The sequence below is a fragment of the Vibrio sp. V42_P2S4T144 genome (assembly GCF_009904715.1).
GTDB lineage: Bacteria > Pseudomonadota > Gammaproteobacteria > Enterobacterales > Vibrionaceae > Vibrio > Vibrio alginolyticus.
Genome location: NZ_WXWS01000500.1, coordinates 1 through 14,053, shown reverse-complemented (window position 1 = coordinate 14,053; position 14,053 = coordinate 1). Strand labels below are relative to the sequence as shown.

Below are 14,053 nucleotides of genomic sequence, written 5' to 3'. Positions count from 1 at the left end.
GCTTAAACTCATTAGCTCTCCAGTTAATGAGTTTAAGCTGAGTAACAGCATAAACTCATGAGATAAAGGGAAAAACCGATTTCGATTAAAAACATTTTCAAAATAAATTTGAAAATAAAACGATAAGAAAGGCTTTGAGCGTTCTCACTGAACTTCTTCATCTTTTCGGCAATAATGCATGTTTGCTCGCAACCAAACTCAACTCATGCTGCCTCAAGATAACGTTATTACATCCTTTCTGTGCAAAAAGCTCGGTCACAATCACCTGAGAATTGCCGGCGAATATTGGCACATTGAGAAGTTGGTGGCCTTGCAATGCATGATGTTGAAAGAAGCGCCTGACCTCCAGGAAGGGCTGCTTTGGTGGAGTAAAAGTGTTTCATTATTCGACCGCCGTTTGTACGTCACATTTCAACATGGTGATGCCCAAATCCATCTGCAAGTCAAATGTAGAACGGCCGATATGCCAAATTGGGCGGAGTCGGTGTTTGGCTTGCTCAAAATGCAATTGGAAATGCTTGAGCTGAGCGAATCAATACAGGTACAAGTTCACGCCAACAATCCACTCGCGGCCGATATTTTTCTAGAGGAAACGCAAGATTCTAAAACGAGTTCAAACGTGTTTGACTTGGTGAAACATGTTTATTTGCTGCTTTCTCACCAGCCAATTGAGCAACCAGAATTACTGAGTGTTTTGAACGCCTTGTTCATCAAAAACAGCAATTACGCGCTCAAGTTAGAGCAAGCGGCAAGGCAACTGGGCGTCTCCAAACGCACCTTGCAACGTCGACTGCAAGAAAAGCAAATGAGCTACTCTCAATGCGTTGATTTCGCTAAAAGAAAGCAAGCACTCACTTTGCTTGCCGACACCCAACTCACAACGCAGCAAATCGCCTATCAACTCGGTTACGAAGAACCATCGAACTTTCACCGCACTTTTCGTCGTTGGTATCCGTTTTCACCTATGCAGTATCGCCAACAATGTTTGGATAACCGAACTCAGCTAAATCAGCAACCGATCCGCTTGTACTACGCCAAAGCCAATACCTTCGACGATAACCACACCGACCAACCTGTCGGCAAAATCTGGATGGAAGTGGACAATATTGCGTTTGAAAAAGTGGTCTCGGTAGAATGCCGTGACCGTGATGGCGCATGGCGGCGCTACCCCGCCTTCTTCGAGCGTTTTTTAAGTCATGGCACCGAACTATGGGCGACAACAGAGCTTCCTGTCGCACATCCACTGACCTTTAGACTGTGTTATGAAGTCGATGGTGAGCGCTACATTGATAACAACCACCAGCGTGATTACGTGGTCTCCAAGGGGCTTTTAATTGGCGCAACGGAATACATTGTCCCGACAAAACAACTTATCCAACTCGGTACACAGTACACCTTGTTTGTGGAACTCGCATGTAGATTAAAAGACGTGGCGAAGATCGATTGCTACGTGGGTGATGCGCCAGCTCCGCACACAATGAGCCAAACTCAGAATGCAGAAGATTACACATGCTGGGCGCTACAACTTCCCCTCACCCAAACGGCTAAACAGTGTCGATTTCGACTCTATGATCATTCTGGTAATGAGTTAGCCAAAGACCATTACCCGATTCAATACCCAATTATGCAACCACTCAGTTAAATATGTAGCACAGTTCAAATTCAGCACTTCGTGACATCATTTCACGTCTTTTTTGGCGTGAAATGACACTCTCAATTTCAAACCTTTGATTTATCGTTTCCGCATTGCTGCACAACGGAGACAAAAACCGTGTTTGAAATCTTACCTAACCCTATGAATAAAATAAAAATACTCCCTATAGCGATCGCCCTAGCTCTTTCTGGCTGTGGTAGCGATGAAACTACGCCAACCGATACAGGAAGCCACGTGGCATCTCCTGATTGGCAAGACCAGATCATTTACTTCTTGATGATCGACCGTTTTAACGACGGCGACAACACGCTTAACGATCAAGGTCAGAATGAATACGATCCTACCTCAGACAAGAAATTCAGTGGTGGAGACCTGGTTGGTGTCAGTGACAAACTGGGCTACATCGAAGACCTAGGCGCTACCTCTATCTGGATTACACCGCCAGTGGCAAACCAATGGTGGGATGCAGAGCAAAACTACGGCGGCTACCACGGGTACTGGGCGCGCGATTTTCAAAAAGTGGATGAACACTTTGGTGACATGGAAAGCTACCAAGCGTTAGCACGCGAAGTGCATGCGCGTAACATGTTCTTAATTCAGGACATCGTGACCAACCATGTAGGCAACTTCTTCACCTACGATGATCCTTACAGTTATGATCCAAGCCTACCTTGCCAAGGCTTCCGTTTGATTAAAAATGCGCTACCCGCCGGGCAAGAACTGCCGTACCCACTCAACATGAACGAGTGTAAAACAGACGGCACAGGCAGCTACCACTGGACGCCGACCATCACCGACCACAACGATCCAGTACAAGAAAAAACCTGGCAGCTCTCTGATTTGGATGACCTTAATACGTCCGATCCTGAAGTACGCGCTTATCTAAAAGAGAGCTACCGAAAATGGATTCGCGAAGTCGGCGTCGACGGATTCCGTATCGATACGGTGAAGTTTGTTGAACATGATTTCTGGAATGACTTCCTACACGCCGACGATGGTGTGATGACGCAAGCGGTTGATACCGGTCGTGACAACTTCCTCACTTTTGGTGAAGTCTTCGAAACATCTACGCCTTACCACACCGAAGGCGAAGAGAAGATGCTGACTTACATCGGCGAAAGCGGCTCGCCGGAGCAGTTAACCTCGGTGTTGAACTTCCCATTGCAAGCAACCATGACTCGCGTGTTTGCAGCAGGACAACCGACCGATTACCTACGCTTCCGTCTTGAAAAAATGATGGCGATGTTCCCGAATCCATACATCATACCGAACTTCATTGATAACCACGATATGCCACGTTTTCTATCGCAAGGCAGTGTCAACGATATGAAGCAAGCTCTGATCACAATGATGGCGGTACCGGGCATCCCTGTGATTTACCAAGGTACAGAGCAAGCGATGTCAGCGGCGCGTGATGCGATGTTCGCCGGAGGGTACCGTGAAGATGGCAACTACGTAGACTCATTCGACCAAAACAGCGAGATGTACTTGTTCATCCAAGAGCTTGCTAAGTTACGTACCGAAAACAAAGTCATGACACGCGGCGAAATGAAAGTCATTGGCAGCGATAAAGCTGGTGCAGGTGTGTTCGCCTTTACCCGCACTTTGGATAACGACGAAGTCTTAGTGGTAATGAACACATCTAACTCCCCAATGTTGATGAACCAACTCGATGTAGAGCAAGCGGGCGGCACCGTCTTCCAACAACAAATCATGTCGAATTGGGCGGACGCTCCAGAGCAGTTAATCGCCGATGAAAACGGTCACGTAACCCTTGAGTTGCCAGCCAAGTCAGCAGTGATTTACTCAAAAACAAGCAGCAATCAATCTGTAGATACCCCAGACCTCAACATCCAACTAGCGCAGGATTGGGAAGGACAAACCATCACTGGTGATATTGTTATCGCGGGTAGTGCGAACGCCAACGAGAAGTTGAACCTCGTCATCGATGGTAACTTGGAAACAGCGCAAACCATTACTGTAGGCGCTGATGGTCAGTTTAGAGTCACGCTGTCGACCCGTCACTTTGCGATTGGCGAACAGCAACACCGCTTCGCGATTTATTCCACCGAGAAAAAAGCAGGCATCGAGGACGTGAATTTTATCTCCAACCTAAGCTGGTCAAACACGCCGGACGACACCATTGATGATGCGGGCGATGCACAAGACGGCGTGGGCGGCCCAAACGGCAACTACTCATTACCAACCGATCCAACGTTCGACAAAGACAACAGCCAACTCGCGATCAACAAAGCAGAAGTGTTTACCGTTGGCAGTAACGTACGTTTGACCTTCACTATGGACAAAATCACCGACACTTGGTTGCCACCAAACGGCTTCGACCACGTGGGTTTCACCATCTTTATGGATTTACCTGAAGAAGCCGCAACTAACTTGTCTGAGCTACCGAAGATCAACGCTTCTATGCCAAGCGGAACCTGGAGTCGTAATGCGGTTGTTTTTGGCTGGCAAAGCTCGATTTACAACACCAAAGGAGCAAATGCGACGACATGGGGAGAAGCGGTCACGCCAGCACCAACAGTGACAGTAGACAAAGCCAATAACACTATTTCGATGGACTTTGCGAGTGACGCGCTGGGTCGACCTGATTCACTGGATGGCATTCGATTCTATGTGACGACTTGGGACTTAGACGGCCTTTCGGCAACTTACCGTCCGCTAGAACAAAACAAAGGCCCTTGGAACTTCTCCGGTGGCGCATCGGATGAAAGTAAGATTTGGGACGATTTACCAATCATCACCTTGTCGGAATAAACCGTTAAATAAGACACCGCCCAGCGTTATGACTGGGCGGTCATCAACAAAAGAATGCAGAAAGAAACTTCTGCTCGTTTTTATTCTAGCTAAAGAATGATTTCACCCACAGCACCAAACTGTCCCAAAGCTGACCAAACCACGAGCCCTCTTCTACCGCTTGGCTGCTGACCAAGGGATAACTCGCCACGGTACTGTCATCGCTTTTCCAAACGACCTTACCAATCTCATCTCCTTGCGCGATCGGCGCAATCAACGGTTCATTTAACACCACACTCTTATCAAGCCCAGCCGTCATTGAACGAGGCAGAGTGAGATAGGCATCTTTAGCAAAGATCGCCTCAACTTGATTAGCATTTCCCTTCCAAACGCGAACTTTAGACTCAACTTCCCCCTGTTTAGCAACTTGCTTGGTGTCATAAAAGCGAAAACCATAGCTGAGTAGATTCTTCGATTGGCTGATCCGAGCCTGTTTACTTGGCGTACCCATCACCACCGAGATAAGGCGCATTCTTCCTTCTTTGGCCGAGCTCACCAAGCTGTATCCGGCATTGCTGGTGTAGCCGGTTTTTCCCCCGTCGACATCAATGGAATTGTCCCACAACAACTTATTGCGGTTGTACTGCGTAATGTCGTTCCACTTGAAGACTTTCTCACTGTATAGCGCGTACACATCAGGAACATCGCTGATGATCGACTGCATGAGTCTTGCCATATCGGTTGGTGAGGTTTGGATGCCATCACTATCAAGACCATGGGAGTTCACAAAATAGGTGTCTTGCAGTCCTAATTTCTCCGCCCAACCATTCATCAAGGCGACAAAGCCGCGTTCACTGCCTGCAACATGCTCAGCCAGTGCAACGCACGCGTCATTTCCTGATTGGATGATCACGCCGCGCATTAAGTTCGCAACACTAATTTCATCTTTCGGTTTGATGAACATTTTAGAAGAACCGGGAAACTTGGCCGACCACGCGTTTTCGCTCACGGTGACAACATCATCCCATTTCAAACGCCCCGCTTTGATTTCTTGTCCAACTACATAAGCGGTCATCAACTTGGTTAAACTCGCCGGAGCAAGGCCTGCTCGCCCGTTATACTCGGCAATAATGGCACCGGATTGAAAGTCCATTAATACGTAGCCTTTTGCCTGTAACTGAGGTGGGTTGGGCGTAACAACGGCAAAAGTAGGTACGCTTATTAAACAAGTCACAATTGTCCATCGAGCCAGTGACACTTTCATCCGACTTCCTCCATGCTCTTACTTTGTCGCAACTCTATTGAGCATAGCTCACTCAACCAGTTGCACCAGTCGCTAATCGTTTCATTTTCTTGAACTTACATTGATTTGACCAAGGTATAGAACTGAAGAGGCGATTGGGAAATAGCATTGGTTCTTCATGCCATTCGCAGTAAAGTAGCGCTACCCCTCAATAAGGAAATAAAGATAACAATGAACGCTCAATCATTTATCGACGCAGGATTGCATTACACTCCCCACAGCTTTACCGTTCCTCTGGATTACCAAGACGCGAGTAAAGGCACCATTGAAGTCTTCGCCCGTGCGGTTTGCCTAGTCGGCGATGAAGAATCGACCAAACCTTGGTTGGTTTACTTTCAGGGCGGGCCGGGCTTTCCCTCTCCGCGTCAAAACGGCAATAGCGGCTGGGTAAAGCGCGCGCTGCAAGAGTACCGAGTTTTGCTTCTCGACCAGCGCGGTACGGGCAACAGCAGCGTAATTAATCATCAGACGCTTGCTCACCTCACGCCAGAGCAACAAGCAGACTACTTGAGCCACTTCCGAGCGGATAACATCGTGCGCGACGCGGAATACATTCGTGAGCAATTTGGCGTCGAAAAATGGGCGATCTTAGGTCAAAGCTTTGGTGGTTTTTGTTCCCTCACCTATTTGTCTTTGTTCCCAGACAGCTTGCTGCAAAGCTACATCACGGGTGGCGTGCCATCAGTCTCGCGTCATGCCGACGATGTGTATGAAGCCACCTTCAAACGCACCATGGAGAAAAACCAAGCATTCTTCCAACAATTTCCCAATGCACAGCAACTTTGCCAAAACATTGCGAATCACTTGCTAGAAAATGAAGAGTACCTACCAAATGGTCAACGCTTCACGGTGGAACAATTTCAACAAATCGGCATCAACTTTGGTGTGAGTGATACTTTCTTACCAACTTACTATTGGCTAGAAAGCGCGTTGATTGAAGTGAACGGCAAACCACAACTTCGTTATGAGTTCTTAAACGATATGTTGGCGCAGCAAAACTTCCAAACCAACCCGATCTACGCCATTTTGCATGAATCGATTTACTGTCAAAGCTTCGCGTCGAATTGGAGTGCGCACCGCGTTCGCCAAACCCGATCAGAGTTTAATTATGAATCTGGCAAGCCATTTTACTTTACGGGGGAAATGGTCTTCCCATGGATGTTCGACCAATACGTTAACCTCAAGCCACTAAAAGACACCGCAGAAATATTGGCAGCGAAAGAAGATTGGGCTGCGCTGTACGATCAAACACAATTGGCTCAAAACAAAGTGCCTGTCAGTTGCGCCGTTTACGCCGATGATATGTTTGTTGAAATGGATATCAGTCGAGAGACGCTCGCGTTAATACCAAATTCAAAAGCGTGGATCACCAATGAGTACGAGCACAACGGTTTACGTGCCGACGGTGAACGCATTCTCGACAGGCTCATTGCCATGGGTAAACAGACCGCAGCTGCGTTGAAATAAGCAGGACAGACGTTAGAAATACGCCTTTTTAGTATTTGATGAAAAGGCGTTTATAGCGGTTTATGAACAATGGCGATCAGTCATTCACTCTTTGTCCCTAAACCTTTATCCCTCACCACCTCATGTATAAAACTGCGACATGTCCTTTCCTTGTCAATTACTCCGGTGATTACTTGGTGCTTCTTGCGCCTAACTTTTTTGAAGGGCCCAAAACAGCATAAATTTAAACCAAAAGTATCGGCTCCAACCTACCTAACCCACTACAATTAATGCTTATAATTTGAACACATAGCGGCTTCACCTGCGGACATGCTCCCCCTATCAAAGACCGCCAGGCCCCGCCTACTCATAATATCCGTATAATTTGTCCGTATTTCCGACTGGTTTAGTCAGGTATACTTCGTGCCGCTAAAATTTTAAGGTCGTTGACCACCTGTATTTTTAAAGGAAACCTCATGAGTCAGTATGTAGTTTGTGCGCTGTACAAGTTTGTTGAGCTGAATAACTATCAAGAGCTACGCGAGCCATTATTTGCGTTGATGGAAAAACACCATATTCGCGGAACATTACTACTGGCAAGTGAAGGTATCAACGGTACTGTTGCATCTGATCGTGCAGGTATTGATACGCTACTGGAGTGGCTAAACAACGAACCTCGTTTGACTGGCACCGTATACAAAGAGTCGTATTCTGAGACCCAGCCATTCAATCGCACCAAAGTGAAACTGAAAAAAGAGATCGTAACATTAGGTGTTGAAGGTATAGACCCTCGCCACGTAGTGGGTACTTACGTGAAACCTCAAGAGTGGAACGATCTTATTGCTGATCCTGAAGTGTTTGTTGTCGATACACGTAATGATTACGAAATCGAGATCGGGACATTCAAAGGCGCTGTAAACCCAAATACTGAAACCTTTCGTGAATTCCCAGACTATGTAAAAGAAAACATGGACCCGGCAAAACACAAGAAAGTTGCGATGTTCTGTACCGGTGGTATCCGCTGCGAAAAATCAACGGCTTACATGAAAGAACAGGGCTTTGATGAGGTCTACCACCTAGAAGGCGGCATTCTTAAATATCTTGAAGAAGTTCCTCAAGAAGAGAGCATGTGGGAAGGCGATTGTTACGTATTTGACGGTCGTGTTGCAGTGAACCACCAGCTAGAAAAAGCAGATTACGATTTATGTAACGCTTGTCGTCTACCGATCACTGAAGAAGACAAACAGTCAGAATTGTTCGAGCAAGGCGTGAGCTGTCCAAAATGTCACGGCACACACTCAGAAGAACAAATTGCTCGATTCCGCGAGCGTGAAAAACAAATTGTTCTTGCAGAGCAGCGAGGCGAGCAGCATGTTGGTGGTGAAAGTGCCAAGCAAAGAGAAGCCCGACGTGCCGCTAAGTACGCGCAAAAAGAAGCGCAGCGTAAACAAGACTAAGCCCAACTCTCCTTATATTTAGCGAGCTGCCGTAAGGTGGCTCGCTTTTACTACGCAACAATACTCTTTCAATACAATTTTGTATCCCTCACCAATACCTCTAGTTGATTGTCTCTTTTGCCTTCGGGTAGCCCCACCATTTCATCATAAGCACTTTGATGCACTAGAACCTGCTTATTTGCTTTGATATTCCTGCACTTCTTTTGCATCTCGATCAGGGAATGAGCCCTCAAAAAGATACCGTTGTCATCAGTGATAAATTGCGCTTCTCCATCAATCACGACAGATGCCTGGTACAATGCGAGATCAAGCGAATGAATGACCAATTTGTCTACATAGAAGTATTTTTGTAACTTACTCAATGCTATTGCCATGTGTCACCTCCCTAAAAGTTACCTCTACGTTTTGTGGAATAAAACCGATCATTGGATGAGATTTCTTCGGTTTACTTGCGTACAACATCGGAAACAAAGAGGATTCCGATGCAAACAATCAATGTCGTGTGGTTAAAGCGAGATTTAAGGCTGACTGACCATCAACCACTAACTCAAGCATTATCAACAAAGCACCCAACTGTGCTTTTGTATATTGTTGAACCATTGCTATTGAACAACCCACACTATTCTGAGCGCCACTGGCGATTTGTTTGGCAATCACTGCAAGACATGGATGAGACGCTCAAAGCGTATGGGCATCGAATCACGGTGCTGTTTGACGATGCCTTAGCATGTTTCCAATCAATTCAAGCGCAATATCAAATCAACGCTGTTTTTTCTCACCAAGAAATAGGACTCAACTGCACCTTTGAACGAGACCGACAAGTTGCCGCTTGGCTGTATGAGCAGAACATCGACTGGTTTGAATTCGAACACGGTGCTGTAATCAGAGGTGCAATAAACCGGCAAGGTTGGGACAAACATTGGGACTCTGTCATGAGAGCCTCAATAAGCCCTATTGAGCTCCAAACCGACTTATTGCATTCATTGGATGCAGAAGCTCTCGGCTGTTCGTTTTCGCCACCATCATCCTGGCTATCAAAATGCAAAGGAATGCAAACGGGAGGAAGCCGGCTCGCTTGGAAAACACTAGAGGACTTTTTCCATCGTCGAGGTCGTGATTACTATCGAAGCATTTCTAGTCCCACAGCCTCACGCACAGCCTGTACTCGACTTTCTCCATATCTCGCTTGGGGTAACATATCCTTGCGTGAAGTTTATCAATACCTTTTGAAACACTGGCAAGTCGCTGGGTTTCGTCGCAGCTTAGTTGCATTGTCTTCACGGCTTCATTGGCACTGTCACTTCATCCAAAAATTCGAATCGGAATACGACATGGAGTTTTACTGCGTTAATCGGGCTTACGAACCATTGATTAAACAAAGTAGTACTTTCGATGAAGAAAAGTTAGCAGCATGGAAATCCGGGCATACTGGCGTACCTTTGATTGATGCCTGCATGCGCTGTTTGCACCACACTGGTTACATTAACTTTCGCATGCGTGCCATGCTGGTTAGCTTTCTTACTCACCACATGAACATGAATTGGCGAGTAGGTGTAACGCATTTAGCGCAACTGTTTCTCGACTTTGAGCCCGGAATTCATTACCCACAATTCCAAATGCAAGCAGGAGTAACCGGGACTAACACAATCCGTATTTATAATCCGATCAAGCAAGCCCAAGAACATGATCCTGACGGCACGTTCATCTACAAGTGGGTACCTGAATTGCAAATGGTTCCTCCCCCTCTTTTATTCGAGCCTTGGACAATGACCCAGATGGAAGCTGTCATGTATCAGTTGCAGCCAGATAGCCGTTACCTTGCACCTATTATCACACCAGACAAAGCAGCTAAGGCAGCAAGAGAGCGCTTATGGGCGTGGCGGAAACGAGCCGATGTGAAACAAGAAGGCAGACGAATTCTTGCGCGACATGTTAGGCCCTCAAAAGAAAGTAGGACGCGATGATCATCTTTCAATCACGATGCGTACAAATGCAAACACACTCAAGGGAACCCGCTGTACCCTCAACTAGTAAGGAACACACTATGTTCAAACGTATCTTAGTTATCGCGGCTACACTGATGGCGACATTATCTTTTATGCTTCCCGTCAAGGCTCATGAGCATGGCATGATGAAAGCCGATATTGTCGACGTTGCCGCTGACAACGGCTCTTTCAATACGCTTGTTGCTGCGGTGAAAGCAGCGGGCTTGGTTGACACTCTCAAAGGGGAAGGCCCATTTACTGTTTTTGCACCAACGGATGACGCTTTTGCAAAACTGCCAGACGGCACAGTCGACATGCTCTTAATGCCGGAAAACAAAGACAAGTTAGTATCTGTTTTGACTTATCACGTCGTCCCAGGGAAAGTGATGGCTGCCGATGTTGTTAAGCTAGACAAAGCGACTACGGTTCAGGGGCAAGATGTGATGATTAAAACCATGGGTGATAAAGTCATGGTTAACGATGCAAATGTCATTGCAACCGATGTGAAAGCTAAAAACGGTGTCATTCACGTGATTGATACTGTCATCATGCCGAAATAACACCATTCAGAGGGCGGTACAATCCGCCCTTTAGACAGAACTTCTTCCACCCTTAGCACGATTCCTCTCCATTTATCCCCAACAAACCTCCACTCATTCTCCATGATTATTAATAAGATAAAAACAAAATTAAAATCAATATCTTGCAATACGATACTGCATAATATTGACGAGGTTAAGATATCGTTATCTTTCAATTTGAGAACAGGATTCCATGTCAGTGACGTTTACTTTTCCACATGTAAATTCTTAAGCTAAATTTTGGCTGCTCAATCACATTTCGGCAAACCATTCGAAAGGGTGGGACGCAAAGCTTCCGGTCTGTCAGCATTTAAAAATCTAAAAGAATGCTCATGATAGCGGGGTTACCATGACTCAGTGTTACAGAAGTCCAATTTCTGTAGCGTTGCTTTATGCTCAGCATGCGCCGGGGTGTGACATTAGTTTGTCAGCCATAACAGAGGACATGTGATGAAATCATTTCCAACCAAATCCGTACTCGCGTTAGCACTTGCAAGCATTAGCTCAGGTGCTGCGGCTCACGGTTATGTATCAGAAACCAATGGTGGTGTCGCAGCAAGTCGCTCGGCACTATGTAAGTATCCAACGCCAGATACTAACGAAAAAAATAATAACTGCGGTGCGATTCAATATGAACCGCAAAGCGTTGAAGGCCCTGATGGCTTTCCCGAAACAGGGCCTCGCGATGGTAAAATAGCGAGTGCCGAAACCGCTTTAGCAGCTGCCCTTGATGAGCAAACTGCCGACCGTTGGGTAAAACGTCCTATTCAAGCAGGCACACAAACTTTTGAATGGACATTTACCGCTAACCACGTGACGCGCGACTGGAAATATTACATCACCAAGCCTGATTGGAACCCAAACGCTTCACTATCACGAGACTCTTTTGATCTAACTCCTTTCTGTGTCGTCGACGGCAATATGGTTCAACCCCCGAAACAGGTAAGCCATCAATGTAATGTGCCTACTCGCGAGGGATACCATGTCATCCTGGCAGTATGGGATGTTGGCGACACTGCAGCCTCATTTTATAACGTGATCGATGTGAAATTTGATGGTGACAGTCCCGTTATTCCAGATTGGAAGCAAGGCGGTCAAATTATTCCTACAATGGATTTAAATATTGGGGATTCGGTTTATACGCGCGTATTTGATCAAGCAGGTGAAAACATAGCGTATAGAACTGAACTAGAAATTACCGATGCAGCAATGGGCCAAGCGAAAAACTGGTCTTACGCACTCGCGACTAAGCTAAACCAAGAACAAGCAAAACTGCAAGCCGGGCAGTATGCAGAGGATAAATTCACTCCTGTTTATGGTACTAATCCGGTGTATCTGCAAGCAAATAGCGGCCTTAAGCGAGTAGAGATCGGCTATAACATTGAAACTCCTGTTCCAGAATACTCACTCACAGTAGATGGCTTAGCAGACGAATATATCATTGAGTCAACACCGACAACGTTGGATCTGACACTAACTGCTGAAGGCGATTTAAATGCAGAACTCACCGTTTACAACCACCATCGCGAACCACTTGCAAGTTGGGCAAACGAAATGAAAGACGGCTCGGTAGAGGCGATATCGCTCGCTTTAAGTAAATCGGAGCCGGGTCACCATATGCTCGTAACACGTATTAAGGATAAAGATGGCAACTTGGTGGATCAGCAAACACTCGACTTTCACTTAAAAGAAGAGTCAGTTACTCCGCCACCATCTGGTGAGTACGATTTTGTCTTCCCTGAAGGACTATCTAGCTACACGGCGGGCACAAAAGTGCTTGCCAGCGACGGGGGCATTTATCAATGTAAACCTTTCCCATACTCTGGTTACTGTATGCAGTGGAAAGAAAGCGCAAACCATTACGAGCCTGGAATAGGTTCACACTGGGAGATGGCTTGGGATAAAGTCAACTAAATCACCCTTTGAACGTTACGCAAAAGAGCCTCACTATGAGGCTCTTTTATAATCAAACGCAAAAATGACAATTTTCCCGGTCTAAACCATGAACACCAGATAAACTAGTGAGATGCGCTCGCCCCTCAATCAGTCCCATTTCATACCCTTCTAGTAAAACGGATTGTCGCATTGATAAGCGCTGAACATGAAAATTATCTGGTGGGGCAATTACCCTAACATGTGTTCCTGGTGGAGGGTTACGAATAAACTCCAATGATTGATTATAGTTATCTGCACGTCTTAACATCGCATCCGCCATTTTGGGGTGCTCCGCAAAAAGTTTCTTCATCAGCCATGTGGTCTTAACTGGCTTTTTGGCATAATTCAGTGGGTGAGAGAGTACTACGGTTATGTCGCGAGCCCCTCGACGATAAGCCTCACGCACTGGGATAGAGTCAGCGACCCCACCATCGGTATAACAACCGCCAGAAAAACAAGGGGTATGCTTGTAGGCAATCGGTAATGCTGTTGTCGCTTCAATCGCATGGTGAAAATTATCACGTGTCACGCGATAGTAATCTGCCTGCCCTGTATCTACATTTGTTGTCGCTGCGAGAAAAGGAACGCCATTAAACAGTTTATTTTCATCGACGGGATACAAGCGATTAGATTCTTCAAACAACCACTTCACATCGATGAGGTCCCCACCTTTAACGAAGCGAGTCGGGTCAAAAAAGCGTTTACTTGTGGCCAGCTTAGTAATGACGTTAATACTGCGATGCGGGTAGTCGGTCAAATACCCAATCAAATTTGATGCACCAGCAGATACACCGATTGCAAAATCAAACGGTTTATAACTCTGCTCTAAAAACGCATCTAACACTCCGCTTGCGAAGACGCCTCGCATCGCGCCACCTTCTACTACAATTGCTTTTGTTGCCATATTTCCCCCATTCTCCTTGTCAAAAGAGTAATGA

Annotated in this window: 10 protein-coding genes and 1 riboswitch; of the genes, 7 read left to right on the top strand and 3 right to left on the bottom strand. The window is 46.3% G+C overall.

The window, feature by feature from the left end; translation table 11 throughout:
• Positions 1 to 178: 178 nt before the first annotated feature.
• Positions 179 to 1,642 carry a helix-turn-helix transcriptional regulator gene (locus CAG68_RS16580; RefSeq protein WP_172840014.1) on the top strand — a complete coding sequence of 488 codons (1,464 nt, stop codon included), beginning with the start codon at positions 179 to 181 and terminating at the stop codon, positions 1,640 to 1,642.
• A 129-nt stretch (positions 1,643 to 1,771) separates the two neighbouring features.
• Complete coding sequence (locus CAG68_RS16575) at positions 1,772 to 4,429, top strand: alpha-amylase family glycosyl hydrolase (RefSeq protein WP_161441385.1); 2,658 nt, start codon at positions 1,772 to 1,774, stop codon at positions 4,427 to 4,429.
• Between the two features lie 85 nt (positions 4,430 to 4,514).
• Here the strand turns inward: CAG68_RS16575 and CAG68_RS16570 are convergent, their stop codons facing one another.
• Positions 4,515 to 5,672, bottom strand: coding sequence for a D-alanyl-D-alanine carboxypeptidase family protein (locus tag CAG68_RS16570; protein ID WP_085569404.1), 1,158 nt, complete (start codon positions 5,670 to 5,672; stop codon positions 4,515 to 4,517).
• Between the two features lie 210 nt (positions 5,673 to 5,882).
• On the opposite strand from CAG68_RS16570, the gene CAG68_RS16565 reads away from it, so the two are divergent.
• Both CAG68_RS16565 and trhO read left to right on the top strand, forming a co-directional pair.
• Positions 5,883 to 7,178 (top strand): alpha/beta fold hydrolase, encoded by a 1,296-nt coding sequence (locus CAG68_RS16565; RefSeq protein WP_053350006.1) that lies wholly within the window; start codon positions 5,883 to 5,885, stop codon positions 7,176 to 7,178.
• Between the two features lie 455 nt (positions 7,179 to 7,633).
• Positions 7,634 to 8,614, top strand: coding sequence for an oxygen-dependent tRNA uridine(34) hydroxylase TrhO (gene trhO / locus CAG68_RS16560; protein WP_161441384.1), 981 nt, complete (start codon positions 7,634 to 7,636; stop codon positions 8,612 to 8,614).
• A gap of 68 nt (positions 8,615 to 8,682) precedes the next feature.
• Here trhO and CAG68_RS16555 read toward each other — a convergent pair whose 3' ends face one another.
• Positions 8,683 to 8,988 (bottom strand): DUF6482 family protein, encoded by a 306-nt coding sequence (locus CAG68_RS16555; RefSeq protein WP_017634442.1) that lies wholly within the window; start codon positions 8,986 to 8,988, stop codon positions 8,683 to 8,685.
• A gap of 108 nt (positions 8,989 to 9,096) precedes the next feature.
• Between CAG68_RS16555 and CAG68_RS16550 the strand changes: the two genes are divergently transcribed.
• From CAG68_RS16550 to gbpA, 3 genes are all read left to right on the top strand, one after another.
• The gene (locus CAG68_RS16550) at positions 9,097 to 10,578 is read left to right on the top strand and encodes a cryptochrome/deoxyribodipyrimidine photo-lyase family protein (RefSeq protein ID WP_054728818.1); all 1,482 of its coding nucleotides are present in this window, start codon (positions 9,097 to 9,099) and stop codon (positions 10,576 to 10,578) included.
• An 80-nt stretch (positions 10,579 to 10,658) separates the two neighbouring features.
• The gene (locus tag CAG68_RS16545) at positions 10,659 to 11,159 is read left to right on the top strand and encodes a fasciclin domain-containing protein (RefSeq protein WP_054728820.1); all 501 of its coding nucleotides are present in this window, start codon (positions 10,659 to 10,661) and stop codon (positions 11,157 to 11,159) included.
• A gap of 272 nt (positions 11,160 to 11,431) precedes the next feature.
• A riboswitch (cyclic di-GMP riboswitch) is annotated at positions 11,432 to 11,532 on the top strand.
• 98 nt (positions 11,533 to 11,630) lie between these two features.
• Positions 11,631 to 13,094, top strand: a complete 1,464-nt coding sequence (gene gbpA, locus CAG68_RS16540; protein WP_086047224.1) for an N-acetylglucosamine-binding protein GbpA — start codon at positions 11,631 to 11,633, stop codon at positions 13,092 to 13,094.
• Between the two features lie 52 nt (positions 13,095 to 13,146).
• On the opposite strand, the gene CAG68_RS16535 is transcribed toward gbpA, so the two are convergent.
• Complete coding sequence (locus CAG68_RS16535; RefSeq protein WP_017634445.1) at positions 13,147 to 14,019, bottom strand: patatin-like phospholipase family protein; 873 nt, start codon at positions 14,017 to 14,019, stop codon at positions 13,147 to 13,149.
• Positions 14,020 to 14,053: the final 34 nt, after the last annotated feature.